Source organism: Streptomyces botrytidirepellens (assembly GCF_003721215.1).
GTDB classification, from domain to species: Bacteria; Actinomycetota; Actinomycetes; order Streptomycetales; family Streptomycetaceae; genus Streptomyces; species Streptomyces himastatinicus.
This window is the reverse complement of record NZ_RIBZ01000877.1, coordinates 13,602-33,994: the sequence shown is the minus strand read 5'-3', so window position 1 is coordinate 33,994 and position 20,393 is coordinate 13,602. Positions and strand designations below refer to the sequence as shown.

Genomic DNA, 20,393 nt, shown 5'->3' with positions numbered 1-20,393 from the left:
GGCGCCCCCGATCGAGACGACGGGGGCGCCCCGGCGGCGGTGTTACGCCCTGGAGGTCGGGCGCGGGCGCCAGATCCAGGGGGTGGCGTCCGGCGCGACGCCTACCACGCAGGCCCCCTGGTCGGGGTCGGCCAGCAGGGCGGGGGTGCCCACCGGGGTGAGGTGACCGGGGGAGCGCAGCGGGCGGTCGCCGGGGCCGGTGCCCCACTGGACCTGGACGTCGCCGTCGAGGCTGCGGCCGAGCAGGAGCAGGGTGGTGGACTTGTCGTCCCCGCCGCCCTTGCCGGCCTTGCCGGGCTCGGGCACGGTGTGCGCGGCGATGGCCCCGTACCCCTCGAAGTGGCTCACGGTGCGGCTTTCCGTGCTGCTGCCCGTCCCGTGGAGGGAGGGCACGGTGGCCGCGGGAGTGCGGTAGATCAGGGAGAGCGCGCCGTCGGGGGCGACCGCGGCGCCGATCTGGTTGCCGCCGGGGCGGGGCAGTCCGGCGGCGGGCCGCAGGGTGACGGGGTCCCCGGGCCGCTCCTGGGACCAGTGGTGCACGGTGTCGCGGCCCGGGGCGAGGACGTGGGCCCGGCCCTCGCCGTCGACCAGGGCGGTCAGCCCGTCCTGGATCTCCGCGCCGCCGAGCCGTTCCCACGGACCCCAGCGGCCGCCCGCGTCCCGGACCCGGGTGGCGAGGCCCTTCTCGGCGGTCCGTACGAAGAGGTGGACCTTCCCGTCCGGGGTGGCGACCGCGGTGGGGCAGCCGACGCGGCGGCCGAGTTCGGGGTTGGCCTCGGGGGTGCCGAGCCCGGTCCAGGCGCGGAACGGCCCGTCGGGGCGGCTCTGTTCCAGTGCCACGATCTCGCGCATATTGGCCCCGCCCTGGCCGTCCAGCGCCGCGAACCGCAGCGCGAGCAGCACCTGGCGTCCCTTGCTGTCGGTTACGGCGCTGAGCGCGGGGGCCAGCGGCCCGCCGCCGAGCCCGAGCGGCGCCCCGAACCGCCCGCTGCCGCGGGCGGTTTCGCGCCACCGCACGGCCTGGGTGCCGAGGACGCCGTACGCGACGAGGCGGCCCTCGCGGTCGGTGGTGGGGGTGGGCAGGGCGCTGGGGTAGCGGTAGTGGGTGGAGCGGATCCAGCCCTTGCGGTTCTTGAGCGGCCGCACACCGCCCTGGCTGTAGTCGCCGCAGCCCGCGGAGTCACCGCACTTCCACGCGGGGGAGCCGCCGTACGCCTTGATGACGCGCGCCTTCTGGGCCAGCACGGCGGGCGGCAGATTGTGCGGCCAGCGCTGGTTGTAGTAGCCGCGGAAGGACGTGGTGGTGAAGCGCGGCGCCTCCTTGTCCCGCCGGGTGGACTCGGCGGCCCACTGCGCGATCGCCTTCCAGGTGAACAGCGCGACCGGGGTGTGGTCCCGGTGGTCCGAACAGCCGGGCTGGTCGTTGTCCTTGGGGTGCAGCAGGTCGTGCACCTGGAAGTCGGGGTCGGGGTCGAGGGTGTGGATGAGGGTGGGCCGGTAGCGGTCCATGATCTCGGCGAGCACGTCGACCAGGGTCTGGTGCACGTACGAGCTGGGGTGCTGGACCAGGGAGCCCTCGGCCAGCAGCGTGCGCATGACGGTGCCGGGGGTGTCCCACAGGTCGGGCATGCGGATGTGCCCCTCGGACAGCATGGCGATGTTGAGGAAGATCAGCCGCACCCTGCGGGTGCCGTTGGCGAGGACGTTCGTCTCCGCCTTGACGCCGCCGGGCAGGTTCAGCACCGACCGGTGCCACGGCGTGAACTGGTGCAGCCCCAGCATCTGCGCGTACGCCTGCCGCAGCCCCTGGTGGCGGGCGGCGGAGTACGCGGCCTTGTCCGGCGGCGGCAGCGGCCGCCCGGCCACCCGGTTGACGCCCAGCGCCTCGCCCGCCGTGACGTACACGCTCACCACGGGGACCCCGGAGCGCAGGACGTGCTCGTTGTCGGGGTTCATGAAGTACAGGTCGTCATCGGGGTGGGCCATGACCTGGAGCAGGGTGGCGCGCTTGTCCCCGGCCGCCGAGGTGAACGGCTCGGCGGCCCCGGGGCTGCTGGTCGTCCGGGCGGGTGCGGCGGGGGCGGCGGAAGACCCGGGGCGGCCGCTGCATCCGGCGGCGGTGGCGGTGAGGGCCGCCACCGCGGCCAGTGCCTGCCTGCGTGTCGTGCGCGCGGGCAGAGTCCATCGACTGTTCAATTTGGCGACCCTGTCACTTGTGCAGCGCGTAGTCTCCGGCTGCTTCCACGTGATAAGGGACGGTTGATGATCTTTGAAGGTTGTCCGATAGCCGGGGAGGTGTCGATCACACTTCGGACACGCCGGAGCGGGGCTGGTCAGGCGACCGAGGGGCCGCCGAGGTACCTCCCGGCCCTGGAGTAGGGCCAGGCGTTGGCGACGCAGCCCTTCAGCCCGTCTATCTGCTGCATCATCGCCGGGGCGGGCTTTCCGGGGCCGGGGCAGGTCTCATGGCCGTGGCCGATGCGGTGGCCCACCTCGTGGTTGACGATCAGCGCGCGGTATGCGCGGATCGGGCCGTCGAACTCGGGGGAGCCGGTGTTCCAGCGCTTGAGGTTGACCATGACCTGCGTTCCGGCGGCGCAGTTGACCTCGCCCTTGGTCTTGAGCCCCGCCTGCCCGCAGATGTCGTCGACGGTGTCCGGGGTGGCGATCTTCACCTCGAAGTCGAAAGCGCCGCCGGACACCAGCTGGAAGGAGTGCTTCCGGTCCCTGGTCCAGCCGCGCTCGTCCGCGAGGACCGCGGATATCTCGGCCGCGGCCTTCTTCGGGTCGACGCCCGTGCCCTCCTCGACCTGGACCTTGAACCGCCGCACATCGCCGCCGTCGCCGATCACCTTGCCGGAGGACTTCGCGGTGACGAAGGTGCCGGTCCCGGCGGGGGACGTGGGCGCGGTGGGGGAGGCGCTCCCGGAGGGGGACGTGGGCGCGGTGGGGCGCGCGGCGCCCGCGTCGCGGGAGGACCGGGAGGGCGGCGCCGTCGGCGCGGCGGTGGGGGCGTAGTCCGCCGCGGGGGACCGGGTCGCCGCCGCGGAGTCCGCGGGGGCGGACCGTACGCCGCCGCCGTCGCCCGGTAACACGGCGTAGACGGCCAGCGCGGCTCCGGACGTCACCGCCGCGCCGATCAGCAGCGGCACCACCGGCGAGCGGCGCCGGCGGCGACGCCGGGAGGAACGGCGGTGTGAGGACCGGGCGGGCGGTGCGGCGGAACGCTCGGTGGACGGCTCGGTGGCGGTCATGACGGGGGGTGCTCCAGGGGTGGTGAAGGGGTGGGGCGGGGGCGTTCGGCCGGCTCAGGAGAAGTCGGCTCAGGAGAAGCGGGCCGAGGAGAGCGCCCCCTTGACGTGCTCGATCAGGGTGGAGTCCGCGGAGGCGAGGCAGGCGTACGCGGCGACCGTGCTGTCGGGGCGGTCGGGCAGCGGCTGCCGCAGGCTGAGGAAGGCCGTGCCGCCCAGCTCCCGGCAGACCGGGGTCGGGAGCGACCGCTGCACGGGCAGCTTCCGCTCGGGCCGGTCGTAGGACTCCCGGCGCCACAGCACCAGGGCGCTGTTCTTCGCCAGCCGGGTCACCGGCAGGCACAGCTCGGGGCCGTAGCGGGCTTCCTTGAGGGCGTCGCCGCAGGCGCGGTCGCCGGTGCTCGGCGGAACGGTGGCCGACGCCGTGCTCTCCGGCGTGGCGGGCGGCGTGCTCTCCGGCGTGCCGGTCGCCGCCGTGCTCGACGCCTCGTGCGCCGCCGGGCCCGCCAGGACGTACGTCTCGCTCGCCGGACCGTCCGTGCCGTCTGCGCGGTCTGCGCCGTCTGCGTCGTCAACGCGATGCGGCTTCTGCACCCGCCAGCCGTCGGGTACGGACACCCGCAGGTCCATCCCGCCCGCCACGTCCGGCAGCTTCAGCACCTTCCGCGGCGGCGCGGTCCGGTCCGGAGTGGGCGTGGTGGCCGGGGTGGTGCCGGGGTCCGCGGACCGGCCGTCGCGCAGACCGGTGGCGAGCGACACCGCCCCCGCGATCAGCGCGACCACCATCGGGGCGGCCACGACGGCGGTGCGCCGCCTGCGGGCCCGCACCACCCGGTGCCGTACCCGCTCCATGCGGTCCTCCGGCGCCGTCAGCGGCGGGGTGTCGGCGTTCGCGAGCCGCCGCAGCCCGGCCGCGGCGCTGGCCAGCTCCTCGGGGCCGTATCCCCCGGGGTCCTTCTTCGTCGCCACGGTCCTCACCTCACTTCGGCGCGGCGCGGCCGCGGACCGGCTCCGGGGCGGGCACGAGACCGGCGTCGAGCCCGGGTAATCGGGTGCGCAGCGTGTTCAGGGCCTTCGACGCCTGGCTCTTGACCGTGCCGGTGGAGCAGCCCAGCACCGCCGCGGTCTGCTCCACGCTCAGGTCCTCCAGATAGCGCAGGACGACGACCTCGCGCTGGCGCCGGGGCAGCAGCCGCAGCAGCCCGATGATCGTCCGTCCCTGGTCGACCTCGCCGACCTGGGGAGGCGAACCGGCCGGGCCGCCCCGGGAGGACGGTTCCGGCACCTCGGAGTGCGGCACCTCGCGCCGCCAGTGCCGCCGCCACCAGGACGCGTGCAGATGGACCAGGGTGCGGCGGACGTACGCCTCGGGGTTCTCCTCCGCGATGCGTCCCCACTTCGGCCAGACCCGGGCCAGGGCGCTCTGGAGCAGGTCCTCGGCCAGATGCCGGTCCCCGGTCAGAAACCAGGCGGAACGCAGCAGCCGTGGCCCGCAGACGGCGACGAACTCCTCGAACTCGGTCCAGTCGCCGCCCGCCATGCCGTCCTCGCGTGATTCGAAGCCGATCCTTCGTGTGATCCACGCACGCCGAACGCGATGGGGGCGGCCCCGGGTTGCCCTTTGTGGGTCACATCACAGGCGGGGAGGGGTTGAGGCGGCCCGCGGCCTCAGTGGGCGATCAGTGCCACGAGTGCCCCGAGCCAGCAGATCGCGACCAGCACCGGCAGCAGCACCATGATCAATCCGGTGGGCGACACCTTCAGATAGCCGGAGCGGGGGTCGGTGGCGCGGCGGTTCACTATCCGCTCGCCGCCGAGCCAGGCCATGTACTCCTCCAGCTCGATCACCGCCTCCTTGCGCGCCAGCAGGTACTGACGGCCGTAGCGCAGCATCAGGGAGAAGCCCATCGACACCCCGAAGCCGATCACCGAGATGATCGCCGCCAGGACCTTGCCCAGGGTGCCGCCCGCGCCCTCCTTGCCGAGGCTGAAGGCCATGGCGGCCGCGAGGCCCGCGGTGATGTAGAAGAGGTTGTTCAGCTTCTGCCAGTTCAGGTTGTCCTCGTGCTTGTAGAGGTCCACCGCGACCTCGTACTGCACGTGCAGGATCGCCTCGCGCGGTTTGCGCCAGACCCATACCACCCGCGGCAGCCCGTCGGGCGGGGTCAGCCGGGTCAGCTCCTGGAAGCCGAGCTTGTGGTGGAAGTGCGCGGACGCGTCGTTGGGCGGGTCGTTGACCACCGCGGCGATCACGGGGCTCTTATGCCACTGATCGAGCACGTGGTAGTAGAGCATCGAGGCGATCCCGGACCGCGCCGCCTCGCGGGACACGCAGATCTGCTTGATCACCAGGAAGGCGCCCAACGTCGTCTTGATCCGGCGGTTCAGCCACTCGTCCGGCTCGACCTGGTCGGAGCTGTACGCCATCAGGAACGCCAGCACCTGCCCGCCCTTGACCGCCACGTAGAAGTGCTCGGCGGTCGCCAGCCGGGAGCGGTAGTCCGCCTCGGTGTACGCCGAGACCAGGAAGCCGCCGTCCGTCGATCCCCGGATGCCGCCCGGCCCGTTCAGGCTCCGTGACTCGGCGAGCCGGGCGATCTGCGCCACGTGCTCCTCGCCCGCCCGCAGGATCTCCACCCGTAACGGCTCGGCCATCCCGATCCCCCCTCGTCTCGGCGCGTCGAAGGTACCGTGGCCGCGGCCCGTCGCACCACGGGGCGATCGAGGGGTTCGCCGGTGTGGGTGTGGGGTACGCTCCAGGGCCGATTCGCGGAGGCTGGGCCTCGTATGGCAGACTGTCCGGGTTGCTCGGTTGAGTGCCGATGCTGCGCGCCTCCCGCCGGGAGGACTGGAAGCGAGTCCCGCAGTACTCGTCGTCCCTGATCAGGGGCGGAAGTACGGGAATCTTCCGGGAAGTGTCAGCGGGGCCCCAGCCAGGCGCCCGGTGGGTGACTCTCTCCCCCGACCAGCCCCCTTCACCAGGGATCTCTTCTGCGGAGATTTACGGGAAGGGACGCGACACGCCCGACCGCGTGGGTCGGGAGTGCGGGTGGGAGGGCCGCGAACGCCACCGGGTCCCAGAGCGTTACGAGAGACAGGACTACGAAGTAGCCATGGCGGGACAGAAGATCCGCATCCGGCTCAAGGCCTACGACCACGAGGTCATCGACTCCTCGGCGAAGAAGATCGTCGAGACGGTGACCCGCACTGGTGCGTCGGTCGCGGGCCCGGTGCCGCTGCCCACAGAGAAGAACGTGTACTGCGTCATCAAGTCGCCGCACAAGTACAAGGACTCGCGCGAGCACTTCGAGATGCGTACGCACAAGCGCCTCATCGACATCCTCGACCCCACGCCGAAGACCGTCGACTCGCTCATGCGTCTCGACCTGCCGGCGGGCGTCGACATCGAGATCAAGCTCTGAGGTGACGCGCGAGATGGCTAAGCAGATCAAGGGCGTCCTGGGCGAGAAGCTCGGCATGACGCAGGTGTGGGACGAGAACAACCGTGTCGTCCCGGTCACCGTCGTCAAGGCCGGGCCCTGCGTCGTGACCCAGGTCCGTACCGATGACGCCGACGGCTACGACGCCGTCCAGATCGCCTTCGGCGAGATCGACCCGCGCAAGGTGAACAAGCCCCTCAAGGGCCACTTCGCCAAGGCGGACGTCACCCCGCGCCGCCACCTGGTGGAGCTGCGTACCGCCGACGCCGGTGAGTACACGCTCGGCCAGGAGGTCACCGCCGAGGTGTTCGAGTCCGGTGTGAAGGTCGACGTGACCGGCACCAGCAAGGGCAAGGGCACCGCCGGTGTCATGAAGCGCCACGGCTTCGGTGGCCTCGGCGCCGGCCACGGCACCCAGCGCAAGCACCGCTCGCCGGGCTCGATCGGTGGCTGCGCCACCCCGGGCCGCGTGTTCAAGGGCCTGCGCATGGCCGGCCGCATGGGCAACGAGCGGGTCACCACCCAGAACCTGACCGTCCATGCCGTTGACGCGGAGAAGGGTCTGCTCCTGATCAAGGGAGCGGTTCCTGGTCCGAACGGCGGCCTCGTCCTGGTCCGTACCGCGGCCAAGGGGGCCTGAGGTAACCGATGAGCACCATTGACATCCTTTCGCCGGCAGGCGACAAGGCCGGGACCGTCGAGCTCCCCACGGAGATCTTCGACACGCAGGTCAGCGTTCCGCTGATCCACCAGGTCGTCGTCGCACAGCTGGCCGCTGCCCGTCAGGGCACGCACAAGACCAAGACCCGTGGCGAGGTCCGCGGCGGTGGCAAGAAGCCGTACCGCCAGAAGGGCACCGGTCGCGCCCGTCAGGGTTCGACCCGCGCGCCGCAGTTCGCCGGTGGTGGCGTCGTGCACGGTCCCGTGCCGCGTGACTACAGCCAGCGGACCCCGAAGAAGATGAAGGCCGCCGCGCTGCGCGGGGCCCTCTCGGACCGGGCGCGCCACAGCCGCGTTCACGTCGTGACCGGCGTGGTCGAGGGCGACATCTCCACCAAGGCCGCGAAGACCCTGCTGGGCAAGATCAGCCAGCGCAAGCACGTGCTGCTGGTCGCCGAGCGGAGCGACGAGGCCGCGTGGCTGTCCGCCCGCAACCTGCCCCAGGTGCACATCCTGGAGCCGGGCCAGCTGAACACGTACGACGTGCTCGTCTCCGATGACGTGGTCTTCACCAAGGCCGCCTTCGAGTCCTTCGTGGCTGGTCCCAAGGCCGCTGAGAAGACCGAAGGGAGCGCCGCCTGATGAGTGAGGCGACCGCTGTCACCAGCAAGACCTTCACGGACCCCCGCGACGTTCTCGTCAAGCCGGTGGTCTCGGAGAAGAGCTACGCGCTGCTGGACGAGAACAAGTACACGTTCATCGTCGACCCGCGCGCGAACAAGACCCAGATCAAGCAGGCCGTCGAGGCGGTCTTCTCGGTCAAGGTCACCGGGGTCAACACGATCAACCGGCAGGGCAAGCGCAAGCGCACCCGCACCGGTTACGGCAAGCGCAAGGACACCAAGCGCGCCATCGTGACCCTTGCCGAGGGCGACCGTATCGACATCTTCGGCGGCCCGACCTCCTGACGGAGGCCGGAACGTCCAGAAGTCCGGAATATTCCGAGGACTGAGAAATGGGTATCCGCAAGTACAAGCCGACGACCCCGGGGCGTCGTGGCTCCAGCGTCGCCGACTTCGTCGAGATCACGCGGTCCACGCCGGAGAAGTCGCTGGTCCGCCCGCTGCACAGCAAGGGTGGTCGTAACAACGCCGGTCGCATCACGGTCCGCCACCAGGGTGGCGGTCACAAGCGTGCGTACCGCGTCATCGACTTCCGCCGTCATGACAAGGACGGCGTCCCGGCGAAGGTCGCGCACATCGAGTACGACCCGAACCGCACCGCGCGCATCGCGCTGCTCCACTACGTGGACGGCGAGAAGCGCTACATCCTCGCGCCGCGTGGCCTGAAGCAGGGCGACCGGATCGAGAACGGCCCCGGTGCCGACATCAAGCCCGGCAACAACCTGTCGCTGCGCAACATCCCCGTCGGTACCACGCTGCACGCCATCGAGCTGCGGCCCGGCGGCGGCGCGAAGTTCGCCCGCTCCGCGGGTGCCTCGGTGCAGCTGCTGGCGAAGGAGGGCTCCATGGCCCACCTTCGTATGCCGTCCGGTGAGATCCGCCTGGTCGACGTCCGCTGCCGCGCCACCGTCGGCGAGGTCGGCAACGCCGAGCAGTCGAACATCAACTGGGGCAAGGCCGGCCGCATGCGCTGGAAGGGCGTCCGCCCGACCGTTCGTGGTGTGGTCATGAACCCCGTCGACCACCCGCACGGTGGTGGTGAAGGCAAGACCTCCGGTGGTCGCCACCCGGTCTCGCCGTGGGGTCAGAAGGAGGGCCGTACGCGCTCGCCGAAGAAGGCCAGCAACAAGTACATCGTCCGCCGCCGCAAGACGAACAAGAAGCGCTAGGAGCGGGTTTAGATGCCGCGCAGTCTCAAGAAGGGGCCCTTCGTCGACGACCACCTGAGCAAGAAGGTGGACACGCAGAACGAAGCCGGCACCAAGAACGTCATCAAGACCTGGTCCCGCCGCTCGATGATCGTCCCGGCCATGCTCGGCCACACGATCGCGGTGCACGACGGCCGCAAGCACGTCCCGGTGTTCGTCACCGAGTCGATGGTCGGCCACAAGCTCGGCGAGTTCGCGCCGACCCGCACCTTCCGCGGCCACGAGAAGGACGACCGCAAGTCGCGTCGTCGCTGATCGGCGGAAGAGACTCATGACAGACACCGAAGGGACAACCATGGAAGCCAGGGCCCAGGCGCGGTACATCCGCGTCACGCCCATGAAGGCCCGCCGCGTGGTGGACCTCATCCGTGGCATGAACGCCACGGAGGCTCAGGCGGTCCTGCGTTTCGCCCCGCAGGCCGCGAGCGTGCCGGTCGGCAAGGTGCTGGACAGCGCCATCGCCAACGCCGCGCACAACTACGACCACACCGACGCCGACAGCCTCGTCATCTCCGAGGCCTATGTCGACGAGGGCCCGACCCTGAAGCGTTTCCGTCCGCGCGCCCAGGGCCGCGCCTACCGGATCCGCAAGCGGACCAGCCACATCACCGTGGTCGTCAGCAGCAAGGAAGGAACCCGGTAATGGGCCAGAAGGTTAACCCGCACGGGTTCCGGCTCGGCATCACCACCGACTTCAAGTCGCGGTGGTACGCCGACAAGCTGTACAAGGACTACGTCAAGGAAGACGTCGCCATCCGCCGGATGATGACGAAGGGCATGGAGCGCGCCGGTATCTCCAAGGTGGAGATCGAGCGCACCCGTGACCGCGTCCGCGTCGACATCCACACCGCCCGGCCGGGCATCGTCATCGGCCGTCGCGGCGCGGAGGCCGACCGTATCCGCGGCGAGCTGGAGAAGCTCACCGGCAAGCAGGTGCAGCTGAACATCCTCGAGGTCAAGAACCCCGAGGTGGACGCTCAGCTGGTGGCCCAGGCCGTCGCCGAGCAGCTGTCCTCCCGCGTCTCCTTCCGTCGTGCGATGCGCAAGTCGATGCAGAGCTCGATGAAGGCCGGTGCCAAGGGCATCAAGATCCAGTGTGGTGGCCGTCTCGGCGGCGCCGAGATGTCCCGCTCGGAGTTCTACCGCGAGGGCCGCGTGCCCCTGCACACGCTCCGCGCGAACGTCGACTACGGCTTCTTCGAGGCCAAGACCACCTTCGGCCGCATCGGCGTCAAGGTGTGGATCTACAAGGGCGACGTCAAGAACATCGCCGAGGTCCGCGCCGAGAACGCCGCCGCCCGCGCCGGCAACCGCCCGTCGCGCGGCAGCGACCGCCCGCAGCGCCGTGGTGGCGAGCGTGGCGGCCGTGGCCGTAAGCCGCAGCAGCAGAACGCCGCTGCCGAGGCCCCCAAGGCCGAGGCCGCTGCCGCTGCTCCGGCTGCTGAGAGCACCGGAACGGAGGCCTGACCGACATGCTGATCCCTCGCAGGGTCAAGCACCGCAAGCAGCACCACCCCAAGCGGTCCGGCATGGCCAAGGGCGGCACGGAGCTGGCGTTCGGCGAGTACGGCATCCAGGCCGTCACCCCGGCGTACGTCACGAACCGTCAGATCGAGGCCGCTCGTATCGCGATGACCCGCCACATCAAGCGTGGCGGCAAGGTCTGGATCAACATCTACCCGGACCGTCCGCTGACGAAGAAGCCCGCCGAGACCCGCATGGGTTCCGGTAAGGGTTCGCCGGAGTGGTGGGTCGCGAACGTCAAGCCCGGTCGGGTGATGTTCGAGCTGTCCTACCCGAACGAGAAGACTGCGCGTGAGGCGCTCACCCGCGCTGCTCACAAGCTCCCGATGAAGTGCCGGATCGTGCGGCGCGAGGCAGGTGAGTCGTGATGGCGGCCGGTACCAAGGCGTCCGAGCTGCGTGAGCTGAACAACGAGGACCTCGTTGGCAAGCTGCGTGAGGCCAAGGAAGAACTGTTCAACCTCCGCTTCCAGGCGGCGACCGGACAGCTCGAGAACCACGGCCGGCTGAAGGCCGTCCGCAAGGACATCGCCCGGATCTACACCCTGATGCGGGAGCGCGAGCTCGGCATCGAGACGGTGGAGAGCGCCTGATGAGCGAGACGAATGTGACTGAGAACGCAACGCAGAGCCGCGGCTTCCGCAAGACCCGCGAGGGTCTGGTCGTCAGCGACAAGATGGACAAGACCGTCGTCGTCGCCGTCGAGGACCGCGTCAAGCACGCGCTGTACGGCAAGGTCATCCGCCGTACCAACAAGCTCAAGGCGCACGACGAGCAGAACGCCGCGGGTGTCGGCGACCGTGTCCTCCTCATGGAGACCCGGCCGCTGTCCGCGACCAAGCGCTGGCGCGTCGTCGAGATCCTCGAGAAGGCCAAGTAACCCCTGAGGGCAGCAGCCCTCAGGTCAGTTCCGCCAGGCTCGGCAGGGGCTTGATATATCGAGCCCCTGCCGGGAACCGGCAGACGATCAGGAGATAGACGTGATCCAGCAGGAGTCGCGACTGCGCGTCGCCGACAACACGGGAGCGAAGGAGATCCTTTGCATCCGTGTTCTCGGTGGCTCCGGTCGCCGCTACGCGGGCATCGGTGACGTCATCGTCGCCACCGTGAAGGACGCGATCCCCGGTGGCAACGTGAAGAAGGGTGACGTCATCAAGGCGGTCATCGTGCGCACCGTGAAGGAGCGCCGCCGCCCGGACGGTTCGTACATCCGCTTCGACGAGAACGCGGCCGTCATCCTCAAGAACGATGGCGACCCCCGCGGCACCCGTATCTTCGGCCCGGTGGGCCGTGAGCTGCGCGAGAAGAAGTTCATGAAGATCATCTCGCTCGCGCCGGAGGTGCTGTAACCGATGAAGATCAAGAAGGGCGACCTGGTCCAGGTCATCACCGGTAAGGACAAGGGCAAGCAGGGCAAGGTCATCGCGGCCTTCCCCCGCGAGGACCGCGTCCTGGTCGAGGGTGTCAACCGGGTCAAGAAGCACACCAAGGCCGGACAGACCGCTCGTGGTTCGAAGACCGGCGGCATCGTGACGACCGAGGCCCCGATCCACGTGAGCAACGTTCAGCTCGTGGTGGAGAAGGACGGCAAGAAGGTCGTCACCCGCGTCGGGTTCCGCTTCGACGACGACGGCAGCAAGATCCGCGTTGCCAAGCGGACCGGTGAGGACATCTGATGACTGCCACCACCAGTGCACCGCGTCTCAAGACGCGCTACCGCGAAGAGATCCAGGGCAAGCTGCAGGAGCAGTTCTCGTACGGGAACGTCATGCAGATCCCGGGCCTCACCAAGGTCGTGGTCAACATGGGTGTGGGCGACGCCGCCCGCGACTCCAAGCTGATCGAGGGCGCCATCCGCGACCTCACCACGATCACCGGCCAGAAGCCGGCCGTCACCAAGGCCCGCAAGTCCATCGCGCAGTTCAAGCTGCGTGAGGGCCAGCCGATCGGCGCCCACGTCACCCTCCGCGGTGACCGCATGTGGGAGTTCCTGGACCGCCTGGTGTCGCTCGCGCTGCCGCGCATCCGCGACTTCCGCGGTCTGTCGCCGAAGCAGTTCGACGGCCGGGGCAACTACACCTTCGGTCTCACGGAGCAGGTCATGTTCCACGAGATCGACCAGGACAAGATCGACCGTGTCCGGGGTATGGACATCACCGTGGTGACCACGGCGACCAACGACGAAGAGGGCCGGGCCCTGCTGCGTCACCTCGGCTTCCCGTTCAAGGAGGCGTGAGCCGTGGCGAAGAAGGCTCTCATTGCGAAGGCCGCCCGCAAGCCGAAGTTCGGCGTGCGCGGCTACACCCGCTGCCAGCGCTGCGGCCGTCCGCACTCCGTGTACCGCAAGTTCGGCCTGTGCCGCGTGTGCCTTCGTGAGATGGCTCACCGTGGCGAGCTGCCGGGCGTGACCAAGAGCTCCTGGTAATCGGCCCTCCCGTCTCCCACCACCGCCCTCAAAGGGCGCCCTGGCGGGCGAAAGACGGAATTTAGGGCTGATACCGGAGGCTCTCGGTAAGCAATGGATGGCGAGGCCCGCCCGCCCACTCCCGTAGAGTGGAAGGGTTGGGCGCTCGCCGCCCAGAATTCTTACTACGCCGTAGGTCCCCGCGCCGCACCCGTGCCCACCGTGAGTTGGGTGAGAGGGATGGCGCATACAGGAAACCCCGGCGAGAGAGGCCGAAGGCCATCATGACCATGACCGATCCGATCGCAGACATGCTGACGCGTCTGCGAAACGCGAACTCGGCGTACCACGACTCCGTCGTGATGCCCCACAGCAAGATCAAGTCGCACATCGCGGAGATCCTCCAGCAGGAGGGCTACATCACCGGCTGGAAGGTCGAGGACGCCGAGGTCGGCAAGAACCTCACCCTCGAGCTGAAGTTCGGCCCGAACCGCGAGCGCTCGATCGCCGGCATCAAGCGGATTTCGAAGCCGGGCCTGCGGGTCTACGCAAAGTCCACCAACCTGCCGAAGGTGCTCGGCGGCCTGGGCGTGGCGATCATCTCCACGTCGTACGGGCTCCTCACCGACAAGCAGGCCGGCAAGAAGGGCGTGGGTGGGGAAGTCCTCGCCTACGTCTGGTAACAGGGAACGGAGGAAGCAACATGTCGCGTATTGGCAAGCTGCCCATCCAGGTTCCCGCTGGTGTGGACGTCACCATCGATGGCCGCACGGTCGCCGTGAAGGGCCCCAAGGGCTCTCTCTCGCACACCGTCGCCGCGCCGATCGATGTCGCCAAGGGTGAGGACAACACTCTCGTTGTCACCCGCCCGAACGACGAGCGTCAGAACAAGGCCCTGCACGGCCTGTCCCGCACGCTGGTGGCGAACATGATCACCGGCGTGACCCAGGGATACAGCAAGGCGCTCGAGATCAGCGGTGTCGGCTACCGCGTCCTGGCGAAGGGCTCCAACCTGGAGTTCTCGCTGGGCTACAGCCACCCGATCCTGGTGGAGGCCCCCGAGGGCATCTCCTTCAAGGTGGAATCCCCGACCAAGCTGAGCGTCGAGGGCATCGACAAGCAGAAGGTCGGCGAGGTCGCCGCGAACATCCGCAAGCTGCGCCGCCCGGACCCGTACAAGGCCAAGGGCGTCAAGTACGCGGGCGAGGTCATCCGCCGCAAGGTCGGAAAGGCTGGTAAGTAAGCCATGACATACGGTGTGAAGATCGCTAAGGGCGACGCGCGCAAGGCCGCGGCCGTCAAGCGCCGTCACATCCGCGTCCGCAAGCGGGTCTCCGGTACGCCGGAGCGCCCCCGCCTCGTCGTGACGCGGTCCAACCGTCACATGGTGGCCCAGGTCATCGACGACATCGCGGGCCACACGGTGGCCTCGGCGTCGACCCTGGACACCTCCATCCGTGGCGCCGAGGGTGACAAGAGCGCTCAGGCCAAGCAGGTCGGCGCGCTGGTCGCCGAGCGGGCGAAGGCCGCGGGCGTCGAGGCGGTCGTGTTCGACCGCGGCGGCAACAGGTACGCGGGGCGGATCGCCGCTCTGGCGGACGCTGCCCGTGAGGCCGGGCTGCAGTTCTAGGCCCCGGTTCCAACGCAAAGCGGAAACGAGAGAGGTAAATCCAATGGCTGGACCCCAGCGCCGCGGTGGCGGCGCCGGTGGCGGCGAGCGGCGGGACCGGAAGGACCGGCGGGACGGCGGCGCAGCTGCCGAGAAGACCGCTTACGTCGAGCGTGTTGTCGCGATCAACCGCGTCGCCAAGGTTGTGAAGGGTGGTCGTCGCTTCAGCTTCACCGCGCTGGTCGTGGTGGGCGACGGTGACGGCACCGTGGGTGTCGGTTACGGCAAGGCCAAGGAGGTGCCGGCCGCGATCGCCAAGGGCGTGGAGGAGGCCAAGAAGCACTTCTTCAAGGTCCCCCGGATCGCCGGCACCATCCCGCACCCGATCCAGGGTGAGGAGGCCGCGGGTGTCGTGCTGCTCAAGCCGGCGTCCCCCGGTACCGGTGTGATCGCCGGTGGCCCGGTGCGTGCCGTGCTCGAGTGCGCGGGCATCCACGACGTGCTGAGCAAGTCGCTCGGCTCGTCGAACCCGATCAACATCGTGCACGCCACGGTGGCCGCTCTGCGGGGCCTTCAGCGCCCCGAGGAGATCGCCGCCCGCCGTGGTCTGCCGCTCGAGGACGTCGCCCCCGCCGCTCTGCTGCGGGCGCGTGCCGGGGTGGGTGTGTGAGCATGGCCCGCCTGAAGATCACGCAGACGAAGTCGTACATCGGCAGCAAGCAGAACCACCGCGACACCCTGCGTTCGCTCGGGCTGAAGAAGCTCGGCGACGTGGTTGTCAAGGAGGACCGCCCCGAGTTCCGCGGCATGGCGACCACCGTGCGGCACCTCGTGACGGTCGAGGAGGTCGACTGACATGGCGGAGAACAACCCGCTGAAGGTCCACAACCTCCGGCCCGCCCCGGGCGCCAAGACCGCCAAGACCCGTGTCGGTCGTGGTGAGGCGTCCAAGGGTAAGACCGCTGGTCGTGGTACCAAGGGCACCAAGGCCCGTTACCAGGTTCCGGAGCGCTTCGAGGGTGGGCAGATGCCCCTCCACATGCGGCTCCCGAAGCTGAAGGGCTTCAAGAACCCCTTCCGCACCGAGTACCAGGTCGTGAACCTGGACAAGCTGGCCGCGCTCTACCCGCAGGGTGGCGAGGTCACGGTGGCCGACCTGGTCGCCAAGGGTGCGGTGCGCAAGAACCAGCTCGTCAAGGTGCTGGGCTCCGGTGAGGTCTCCGTGGCGCTCCAGGTGACGGTCGACGCCGTCTCCGGTTCCGCCAAGGAGAAGATCACCGCCGCCGGCGGCACTGTCACCGAGCTCGTCTGAGCAACGTGCGAAACTGGCCGGGGATGCCCCAGATACGGGGCATCCCCGGTTGGTCGTTCCTAGGGGAGCCAGGACGCCGGTAAGGTGGCAGGCGCTGTTACCTTCCGTGCGGTACGTCTCCGTACGGGTCCTGGCTGATAAGTATTCGTCGATCCTCAAGACCGTCACCTCTCGCGCAACGAACCGCGGGGGGCGCAGGAGGCACCGTGCTCACCGCGTTCGCCCGGGCGTTCAAGACGCCCGACCTGCGCAAGAAGCTGCTGTTCACGCTGGGCATCATCGTGCTGTTCCGGCTCGGGCAACACGTCCCGATCCCGGGCATCGACTATAAGAACGTCCAGACGTGCATGGACTTGGCCAAGGGCCAGCAGGGGCTGTTCGGCCTGGTCAACATGTTCAGTGGTGGCGCACTGCTCCAGATCACCATCTTCGCGCTCGGGATCATGCCGTACATCACGGCGAGCATCATCCTTCAGCTGCTGACCGTGGTGATCCCGCGTCTCGAGGCCCTCAAGAAGGAGGGCCAGACCGGGCAGGCGAAGATCACGCAGTACACCCGATACCTGACCGTCGCGCTGGCCATCCTCCAGGGGACGGGCCTGGTCGCCACCGCGCGCAGCGGTTCGCTGTTCCAGAGCTGCCCGGTCGGCAGTCAGATCGTCCGGGACGATTCGATCTTCACGACCGCCGTGATGGTCATCACGATGACCGCCGGCACCGCGCTGATCATGTGGCTCGGTGAGCTCGTCACCGACCGCGGCATCGGCAACGGCATGTCGATCCTGATGTTCGTCTCGATCGCCGCCGGTTTCCCCAGCGCCATGTGGAGCATCAAGCAGCAGGGCAAGATCATGGGCGGCTGGCTGGAGTTCGGCCTGGTGATCGTCTGCGGTCTGGCCATGGTCGGCCTGGTGGTCTTCGTCGAGCAGGCGCAGCGCCGCATCCCGGTGCAGTACGCCAAGCGGATGATCGGCCGTCGCAGTTACGGCGGCACGTCCACCTACATCCCGATGAAGGTGAACCAGGCGGGTGTGATCCCCGTGATCTTCGCCTCGTCCCTGCTCTACATTCCCGCGCTGATCGTCCAGTTCAGCCAGTCCAAGGCGGGCTGGGCCAACTGGATCTCGCAGAACCTGGTCAAGGGCGACCACCCGATCTACATCACCGCGTACTTCCTGCTGATCGTCTTCTTCGCGTTCTTCTACGTCGCCATCAGCTTCAACCCCGAAGAAGTTGCCGACAACATGAAGAAGTATGGTGGGTTCATCCCGGGTATTCGGGCTGGTCGTCCCACTGCTGAGTATCTGAGCTACGTGCTGAACCGCATCACGTGGCCCGGTGCGCTCTATCTGGGTCTGATCGCCCTGGTACCCACGGTGGCGCTCGTGACGCTCAACGCGAATCAGAACTTCCCGTTCGGCGGCACGAGCATCCTGATCATCGTGGGTGTCGGCCTGGAGACCGTGAAGCAGATCGAGAGCCAGCTTCAGCAGCGACACTACGAAGGGTTCCTCCGCTGATGCGAATCGTCCTCGTCGGGCCTCCTGGAGCCGGCAAGGGTACGCAGGCCGCGTACCTGGCCGAGAACCTGTCGATCCCGCACATCTCCACGGGCGACCTCTTCCGCGCGAACATCAGCCAGGGCACACCGCTCGGCAAGCAGGCGCAGGAGTACATGAGGGCCGGGCAGCTGGTACCGGACGAGGTCACGGTCGGCATGGCCGAGGACCGGATGGGCCAGCCGGACGCCGCGGGCGGCTTCCTGCTCGACGGCTTCCCGCGCAACCTGGCCCAGGCCGAGGCGCTGGACGCCTTCCTGCGGGCCAACGACCTGACGCTGGACGCGGTGCTGGACCTGGAGGTCCCGGAGGACGAGGTGGTCAAGCGCATCGCCGGCCGCCGCACCTGCCGCAACGACAGCGCGCACACCTTCCACGTCGAGTACAAGAAGCCCGAGACCGAGGGCGTGTGCGACGTGTGCGGCGGCGAGCTGTACCAGCGCGAGGACGACAGCGAGGAAACCGTCCGCAAGCGCCTCGAGGTCTACCACCGCGAGACCGAGCCGATCATCGACTACTACAAGGCCAAGGGCCAGGTCGTGACGATCCCGGCGCTCGGCAAGGTGTCCGAGGTGACGCAGCGCGCGATGGGCGCTCTGGCCGCCAAGGCGGCCTGACCGGCCGCGAGGACCGGAATACCGGCCGTGGTGCCCCTCCGGGGCGCCACGGCCGTACTGTTGAGCAGATACGTCACGGCACGACGACCGCAGCACCAGAGACTGATCCCGGAAGGCACCCCATGGTGGAGATCAAGACAGCCGAGCAGATCGCGAAGATGCGCGAGGCGGGGCTGGTCGTCGCCGCTATCCACGAGGCGACGCGCGCGGCCGCGGTGCCCGGTGCCTCCACCAAGGACCTGGACGACGTCGCCCGCAAGGTGATCGCCGACCACGGTGCCAAGTCGAACTTCCTGGGGTACGGCGGCTTCCCCGCGACCATCTGCACCTCGGTGAACGACATCGTGGTGCACGGCATCCCGGACCGGGAGACCGTGCTGAAGGACGGCGACCTCCTGTCCATCGACGCGGGTGCGATCATCGACGGCTGGCACGGGGACGCCGCCTTCACCGTCTTCGTCGGCGAGGGCCACGCCCCGGAGCTGCTCGAGCTGAGCCGGGTCACCGAGGAGTCGATGTGGGCCGGGATCGCCGCGGTCCGCAAGGGCAACCGGCTGATCGACATCTCCAAGGCGATCGAGGGCTACATCCGGCGCCAGCCGCGTCCGGCCTCCGGCAAGTACGGGATCATCGAGGACTACGGCGGCCACGGCATCGGCAGCCAGATGCACATGGACCCGCACCTGCTGAACTACGTCTCCCGGAAGCGCGGCAAGGGCCCGAAGCTGGTGCCGGGCTTCTGCATCGCGATCGAGCCGATGGTGAGCCTCGGCACCGCGAAGACGCACGTCCTCGCCGACGACTGGACCGTCAAGACGGACGACGGCACCTGGTCCAGCCACTGGGAGCACTCGGTCGCGCTGACCGAGGAGGGCCCGCTGGTGCTGACGGCGGTGGACGGCGGCAAGGCGAAGCTGGCCGAGCTGGGCGTGGAGACCGCGCCGGATCCGCTGGCCTGATTCCGTCGCCCTCCGTGATCTTCTTTGGCATAAACACCGCGGAATCCGGGCATGCTGCCCCGGATTCGTGTTTCGGGATGCCCTGACGTAGACTGACACGTCGGCTCACGCATGCCCTCCCGCATGTCGCGAGCCGATCAAGGTAGCCGATCCCGAAAGCAGGACATGGCCAAGAAGCAAGGCGCCATCGAAATCGAGGGCACCGTGATCGAGTCTCTGCCGAACGCGATGTTCAAGGTGGAGCTTCAGAACGGTCACAAGGTCCTCGCGCACATCAGCGGCAAGATGCGCATGCACTACATCCGCATCCTGCCCGATGACCGAGTCGTCGTGGAGCTCTCTCCGTACGACCTCACGCGCGGACGGATCGTCTACCGCTACAAGTAGATCTCACGACCCGGAGAACCTCACACCATGAAGGTCAAGCCGAGCGTCAAGAAGATCTGCGACAAGTGCAAGGTGATCCGCCGCCACGGGCGGGTCATGGTCATCTGCGACAACCTGCGCCACAAGCAGCGCCAGGGCTGACGCACGCCGGCCGCAGACCTGCACCTCTCGCAGCAATCTTCGCGCGACGCATAACTATACGTACATACGCAGTCACCCGTTCCCGTCTCGGTTTCCACGCCGGAGGGGACGACACCCCCGGTCGGAGGCCGGGGACCCGGCCCGCCCGGCCGGGAGTGGTGCTGCGGAAGACCTCCGACAACCATCTGGAGCCAGATTCATGGCACGCCTTGCAGGCGTTGATCTCCCGCGCGAAAAGCGCGTCGAGGTCGCCCTCACCTACGTCTTCGGCATCGGTCGCACCCTTGCCCAGCAGACGCTCGCCAACACCGGTGTGAACCCGGACACCCGCGTTCGCGACCTGGCCGAAGAGGACCTGGTCAAGATCCGCGAGTACGTGGACAACAACATCAAGACCGAGGGTGACCTCCGTCGTGAGATTCAGGCCGACATCCGCCGCAAGGTGGAGATCGGCTGCTACCAGGGCCTGCGTCACCGCCGCGGCCTGCCGGTCCACGGCCAGCGCACCAGCACCAACGCCCGCACCCGCAAGGGCCCGCGTCGCGCGATCGCCGGTAAGAAGAAGCCGGGCAAGAAGTAGTCCGCACCGGACGCTGCCAAGCGGTCCGAGCTGTAGGACCGACCACCTCCACGGGAGAAT

General features: G+C 68.8%; 32 protein-coding genes. 27 read left to right on the top strand and 5 right to left on the bottom strand.

The features are described from left to right. Positions 1-42 precede the first annotated feature (42 nt). The 5 genes from EEJ42_RS48360 to EEJ42_RS48340 all read right to left on the bottom strand — a co-directional run bounded on the left by EEJ42_RS48360 (position 43) and on the right by EEJ42_RS48340 (position 5,906). On the bottom strand, positions 43-2,196 hold the full coding sequence (locus EEJ42_RS48360) for a PIG-L family deacetylase (protein WP_246097981.1): 2,154 nt from the start codon (positions 2,194-2,196) through the stop codon (positions 43-45). Between the two features lie 137 nt (positions 2,197-2,333). After that, positions 2,334-3,254 (bottom strand): DUF3152 domain-containing protein, encoded by a 921-nt coding sequence (locus tag EEJ42_RS48355; RefSeq protein ID WP_123108486.1) that lies wholly within the window; start codon positions 3,252-3,254, stop codon positions 2,334-2,336. 69 nt (positions 3,255-3,323) lie between these two features. Beyond that, the gene (locus EEJ42_RS48350; protein WP_148082246.1) at positions 3,324-4,220 is read right to left on the bottom strand and encodes a hypothetical protein; all 897 of its coding nucleotides are present in this window, start codon (positions 4,218-4,220) and stop codon (positions 3,324-3,326) included. 10 nt (positions 4,221-4,230) lie between these two features. Continuing rightward, positions 4,231-4,791 carry a SigE family RNA polymerase sigma factor gene (locus tag EEJ42_RS48345; RefSeq protein ID WP_123108484.1) on the bottom strand — a complete coding sequence of 187 codons (561 nt, stop codon included), beginning with the start codon at positions 4,789-4,791 and terminating at the stop codon, positions 4,231-4,233. A gap of 128 nt (positions 4,792-4,919) precedes the next feature. Next, positions 4,920-5,906, bottom strand: a complete 987-nt coding sequence (locus tag EEJ42_RS48340; RefSeq protein ID WP_123108483.1) for a GNAT family N-acetyltransferase — start codon at positions 5,904-5,906, stop codon at positions 4,920-4,922. Positions 5,907-6,364: 458 nt separating this feature from the next. Between EEJ42_RS48340 and rpsJ the strand changes: the two genes are divergently transcribed. From rpsJ to rpsM, 27 genes are all read left to right on the top strand, one after another. Continuing rightward, positions 6,365-6,673, top strand: coding sequence for a 30S ribosomal protein S10 (gene rpsJ / locus EEJ42_RS48335; RefSeq protein ID WP_003948644.1), 309 nt, complete (start codon positions 6,365-6,367; stop codon positions 6,671-6,673). A 13-nt stretch (positions 6,674-6,686) separates the two neighbouring features. Further along, positions 6,687-7,331, top strand: coding sequence for a 50S ribosomal protein L3 (gene rplC / locus EEJ42_RS48330; protein WP_046086844.1), 645 nt, complete (start codon positions 6,687-6,689; stop codon positions 7,329-7,331). A gap of 8 nt (positions 7,332-7,339) precedes the next feature. Then, the gene (rplD, locus tag EEJ42_RS48325; protein ID WP_123108482.1) at positions 7,340-7,993 is read left to right on the top strand and encodes a 50S ribosomal protein L4; all 654 of its coding nucleotides are present in this window, start codon (positions 7,340-7,342) and stop codon (positions 7,991-7,993) included. Continuing rightward, a complete protein-coding gene (gene rplW, locus EEJ42_RS48320) occupies positions 7,993-8,319 on the top strand; it encodes a 50S ribosomal protein L23 (protein ID WP_009715880.1) in 327 nt (108 codons plus the stop codon). The genes rplD and rplW overlap by 1 nt, the downstream gene beginning before the upstream one ends. Before the next feature lie 47 nt (positions 8,320-8,366). Further along, positions 8,367-9,203, top strand: a complete 837-nt coding sequence (gene rplB / locus EEJ42_RS48315) for a 50S ribosomal protein L2 (protein ID WP_009715879.1) — start codon at positions 8,367-8,369, stop codon at positions 9,201-9,203. A gap of 12 nt (positions 9,204-9,215) precedes the next feature. After that, a complete protein-coding gene (gene rpsS / locus EEJ42_RS48310; protein ID WP_030016988.1) occupies positions 9,216-9,497 on the top strand; it encodes a 30S ribosomal protein S19 in 282 nt (93 codons plus the stop codon). Between the two features lie 40 nt (positions 9,498-9,537). Then, a complete protein-coding gene (rplV, locus tag EEJ42_RS48305) occupies positions 9,538-9,885 on the top strand; it encodes a 50S ribosomal protein L22 (protein ID WP_044571671.1) in 348 nt (115 codons plus the stop codon). After that, positions 9,885-10,709, top strand: a complete 825-nt coding sequence (rpsC, locus tag EEJ42_RS48300) for a 30S ribosomal protein S3 (RefSeq protein ID WP_055556093.1) — start codon at positions 9,885-9,887, stop codon at positions 10,707-10,709. Before rplV ends, rpsC begins: the two co-directional genes overlap by 1 nt. Positions 10,710-10,714: 5 nt before the next feature. After that, a complete protein-coding gene (gene rplP / locus EEJ42_RS48295; protein WP_009715875.1) occupies positions 10,715-11,134 on the top strand; it encodes a 50S ribosomal protein L16 in 420 nt (139 codons plus the stop codon). After that, a complete protein-coding gene (gene rpmC / locus EEJ42_RS48290; protein WP_009715874.1) occupies positions 11,134-11,358 on the top strand; it encodes a 50S ribosomal protein L29 in 225 nt (74 codons plus the stop codon). Before rplP ends, rpmC begins: the two co-directional genes overlap by 1 nt. Further along, complete coding sequence (gene rpsQ / locus EEJ42_RS48285) at positions 11,358-11,645, top strand: 30S ribosomal protein S17 (protein WP_055556095.1); 288 nt, start codon at positions 11,358-11,360, stop codon at positions 11,643-11,645. Before rpmC ends, rpsQ begins: the two co-directional genes overlap by 1 nt. Before the next feature lie 100 nt (positions 11,646-11,745). Then, positions 11,746-12,114 carry a 50S ribosomal protein L14 gene (rplN, locus tag EEJ42_RS48280; RefSeq protein ID WP_003992364.1) on the top strand — a complete coding sequence of 123 codons (369 nt, stop codon included), beginning with the start codon at positions 11,746-11,748 and terminating at the stop codon, positions 12,112-12,114. 3 nt (positions 12,115-12,117) lie between these two features. Then, positions 12,118-12,441: a 50S ribosomal protein L24 gene (gene rplX / locus EEJ42_RS48275; RefSeq protein ID WP_123108481.1), complete on the top strand. Its 324-nt coding sequence runs from the start codon at positions 12,118-12,120 to the stop codon at positions 12,439-12,441. Then, on the top strand, positions 12,441-13,001 hold the full coding sequence (gene rplE, locus EEJ42_RS48270) for a 50S ribosomal protein L5 (RefSeq protein ID WP_123108480.1): 561 nt from the start codon (positions 12,441-12,443) through the stop codon (positions 12,999-13,001). The genes rplX and rplE overlap by 1 nt, the downstream gene beginning before the upstream one ends. 3 nt (positions 13,002-13,004) lie before the next feature. Then, on the top strand, positions 13,005-13,190 hold the full coding sequence (locus EEJ42_RS48265) for a type Z 30S ribosomal protein S14 (RefSeq protein ID WP_003948630.1): 186 nt from the start codon (positions 13,005-13,007) through the stop codon (positions 13,188-13,190). Positions 13,191-13,453: 263 nt separating this feature from the next. After that, complete coding sequence (gene rpsH / locus EEJ42_RS48255) at positions 13,454-13,852, top strand: 30S ribosomal protein S8 (protein WP_123108479.1); 399 nt, start codon at positions 13,454-13,456, stop codon at positions 13,850-13,852. Positions 13,853-13,872: 20 nt separating this feature from the next. Further along, positions 13,873-14,412 (top strand): 50S ribosomal protein L6, encoded by a 540-nt coding sequence (gene rplF, locus EEJ42_RS48250; RefSeq protein WP_009715869.1) that lies wholly within the window; start codon positions 13,873-13,875, stop codon positions 14,410-14,412. A 3-nt stretch (positions 14,413-14,415) separates the two neighbouring features. Beyond that, positions 14,416-14,799, top strand: coding sequence for a 50S ribosomal protein L18 (gene rplR, locus EEJ42_RS48245; protein WP_009715868.1), 384 nt, complete (start codon positions 14,416-14,418; stop codon positions 14,797-14,799). A gap of 43 nt (positions 14,800-14,842) precedes the next feature. Then, positions 14,843-15,448 carry a 30S ribosomal protein S5 gene (gene rpsE / locus EEJ42_RS48240; protein ID WP_020869250.1) on the top strand — a complete coding sequence of 202 codons (606 nt, stop codon included), beginning with the start codon at positions 14,843-14,845 and terminating at the stop codon, positions 15,446-15,448. A 2-nt stretch (positions 15,449-15,450) separates the two neighbouring features. Then, positions 15,451-15,633, top strand: coding sequence for a 50S ribosomal protein L30 (gene rpmD, locus EEJ42_RS48235; RefSeq protein WP_009715866.1), 183 nt, complete (start codon positions 15,451-15,453; stop codon positions 15,631-15,633). 1 nt (position 15,634) lies between these two features. Continuing rightward, complete coding sequence (gene rplO, locus EEJ42_RS48230; RefSeq protein WP_059148967.1) at positions 15,635-16,090, top strand: 50S ribosomal protein L15; 456 nt, start codon at positions 15,635-15,637, stop codon at positions 16,088-16,090. 206 nt (positions 16,091-16,296) lie between these two features. Next, complete coding sequence (gene secY, locus EEJ42_RS48225) at positions 16,297-17,610, top strand: preprotein translocase subunit SecY (protein WP_123108478.1); 1,314 nt, start codon at positions 16,297-16,299, stop codon at positions 17,608-17,610. Further along, positions 17,610-18,266 (top strand): adenylate kinase, encoded by a 657-nt coding sequence (locus EEJ42_RS48220; protein WP_123108477.1) that lies wholly within the window; start codon positions 17,610-17,612, stop codon positions 18,264-18,266. The genes secY and EEJ42_RS48220 overlap by 1 nt, the downstream gene beginning before the upstream one ends. 122 nt (positions 18,267-18,388) lie before the next feature. Further along, a complete protein-coding gene (gene map, locus EEJ42_RS48215) occupies positions 18,389-19,225 on the top strand; it encodes a type I methionyl aminopeptidase (RefSeq protein WP_009715862.1) in 837 nt (278 codons plus the stop codon). Between the two features lie 165 nt (positions 19,226-19,390). After that, complete coding sequence (gene infA / locus EEJ42_RS48210; protein ID WP_003956442.1) at positions 19,391-19,612, top strand: translation initiation factor IF-1; 222 nt, start codon at positions 19,391-19,393, stop codon at positions 19,610-19,612. Between the two features lie 27 nt (positions 19,613-19,639). Continuing rightward, positions 19,640-19,753 (top strand): 50S ribosomal protein L36, encoded by a 114-nt coding sequence (gene rpmJ, locus EEJ42_RS48205; protein ID WP_003956441.1) that lies wholly within the window; start codon positions 19,640-19,642, stop codon positions 19,751-19,753. Between the two features lie 199 nt (positions 19,754-19,952). Continuing rightward, positions 19,953-20,333 carry a 30S ribosomal protein S13 gene (gene rpsM, locus EEJ42_RS48200; protein WP_009715861.1) on the top strand — a complete coding sequence of 127 codons (381 nt, stop codon included), beginning with the start codon at positions 19,953-19,955 and terminating at the stop codon, positions 20,331-20,333. Positions 20,334-20,393: the final 60 nt, after the last annotated feature.

Coding starts and splice junctions, on each gene's coding strand:
- EEJ42_RS48355 (WP_123108486.1), bottom strand. CDS start 3,254: ATGACCGCCACCGAGCCGTCCACCGAGCGTTCCGCCGCACCGCCCGCC.
- EEJ42_RS48345 (WP_123108484.1), bottom strand. CDS start 4,791: ATGGCGGGCGGCGACTGGACCGAGTTCGAGGAGTTCGTCGCCGTCTGC.
- EEJ42_RS48340 (WP_123108483.1), bottom strand. CDS start 5,906: ATGGCCGAGCCGTTACGGGTGGAGATCCTGCGGGCGGGCGAGGAGCAC.
- rpsJ (WP_003948644.1), top strand. CDS start 6,365: ATGGCGGGACAGAAGATCCGCATCCGGCTCAAGGCCTACGACCACGAG.
- rplC (WP_046086844.1), top strand. CDS start 6,687: ATGGCTAAGCAGATCAAGGGCGTCCTGGGCGAGAAGCTCGGCATGACG.
- rplD (WP_123108482.1), top strand. CDS start 7,340: ATGAGCACCATTGACATCCTTTCGCCGGCAGGCGACAAGGCCGGGACC.
- rplW (WP_009715880.1), top strand. CDS start 7,993: ATGAGTGAGGCGACCGCTGTCACCAGCAAGACCTTCACGGACCCCCGC.
- rplB (WP_009715879.1), top strand. CDS start 8,367: ATGGGTATCCGCAAGTACAAGCCGACGACCCCGGGGCGTCGTGGCTCC.
- rpsS (WP_030016988.1), top strand. CDS start 9,216: ATGCCGCGCAGTCTCAAGAAGGGGCCCTTCGTCGACGACCACCTGAGC.
- rplV (WP_044571671.1), top strand. CDS start 9,538: ATGGAAGCCAGGGCCCAGGCGCGGTACATCCGCGTCACGCCCATGAAG.
- rpsC (WP_055556093.1), top strand. CDS start 9,885: ATGGGCCAGAAGGTTAACCCGCACGGGTTCCGGCTCGGCATCACCACC.
- rplP (WP_009715875.1), top strand. CDS start 10,715: ATGCTGATCCCTCGCAGGGTCAAGCACCGCAAGCAGCACCACCCCAAG.
- rpmC (WP_009715874.1), top strand. CDS start 11,134: ATGGCGGCCGGTACCAAGGCGTCCGAGCTGCGTGAGCTGAACAACGAG.
- rpsQ (WP_055556095.1), top strand. CDS start 11,358: ATGAGCGAGACGAATGTGACTGAGAACGCAACGCAGAGCCGCGGCTTC.
- rplX (WP_123108481.1), top strand. CDS start 12,118: ATGAAGATCAAGAAGGGCGACCTGGTCCAGGTCATCACCGGTAAGGAC.
- rplE (WP_123108480.1), top strand. CDS start 12,441: ATGACTGCCACCACCAGTGCACCGCGTCTCAAGACGCGCTACCGCGAA.
- rpsH (WP_123108479.1), top strand. CDS start 13,454: ATGACCATGACCGATCCGATCGCAGACATGCTGACGCGTCTGCGAAAC.
- rplF (WP_009715869.1), top strand. CDS start 13,873: ATGTCGCGTATTGGCAAGCTGCCCATCCAGGTTCCCGCTGGTGTGGAC.
- rplR (WP_009715868.1), top strand. CDS start 14,416: ATGACATACGGTGTGAAGATCGCTAAGGGCGACGCGCGCAAGGCCGCG.
- rpsE (WP_020869250.1), top strand. CDS start 14,843: ATGGCTGGACCCCAGCGCCGCGGTGGCGGCGCCGGTGGCGGCGAGCGG.
- rpmD (WP_009715866.1), top strand. CDS start 15,451: ATGGCCCGCCTGAAGATCACGCAGACGAAGTCGTACATCGGCAGCAAG.
- rplO (WP_059148967.1), top strand. CDS start 15,635: ATGGCGGAGAACAACCCGCTGAAGGTCCACAACCTCCGGCCCGCCCCG.
- EEJ42_RS48220 (WP_123108477.1), top strand. CDS start 17,610: ATGCGAATCGTCCTCGTCGGGCCTCCTGGAGCCGGCAAGGGTACGCAG.
- map (WP_009715862.1), top strand. CDS start 18,389: ATGGTGGAGATCAAGACAGCCGAGCAGATCGCGAAGATGCGCGAGGCG.
- infA (WP_003956442.1), top strand. CDS start 19,391: ATGGCCAAGAAGCAAGGCGCCATCGAAATCGAGGGCACCGTGATCGAG.
- rpmJ (WP_003956441.1), top strand. CDS start 19,640: ATGAAGGTCAAGCCGAGCGTCAAGAAGATCTGCGACAAGTGCAAGGTG.
- rpsM (WP_009715861.1), top strand. CDS start 19,953: ATGGCACGCCTTGCAGGCGTTGATCTCCCGCGCGAAAAGCGCGTCGAG.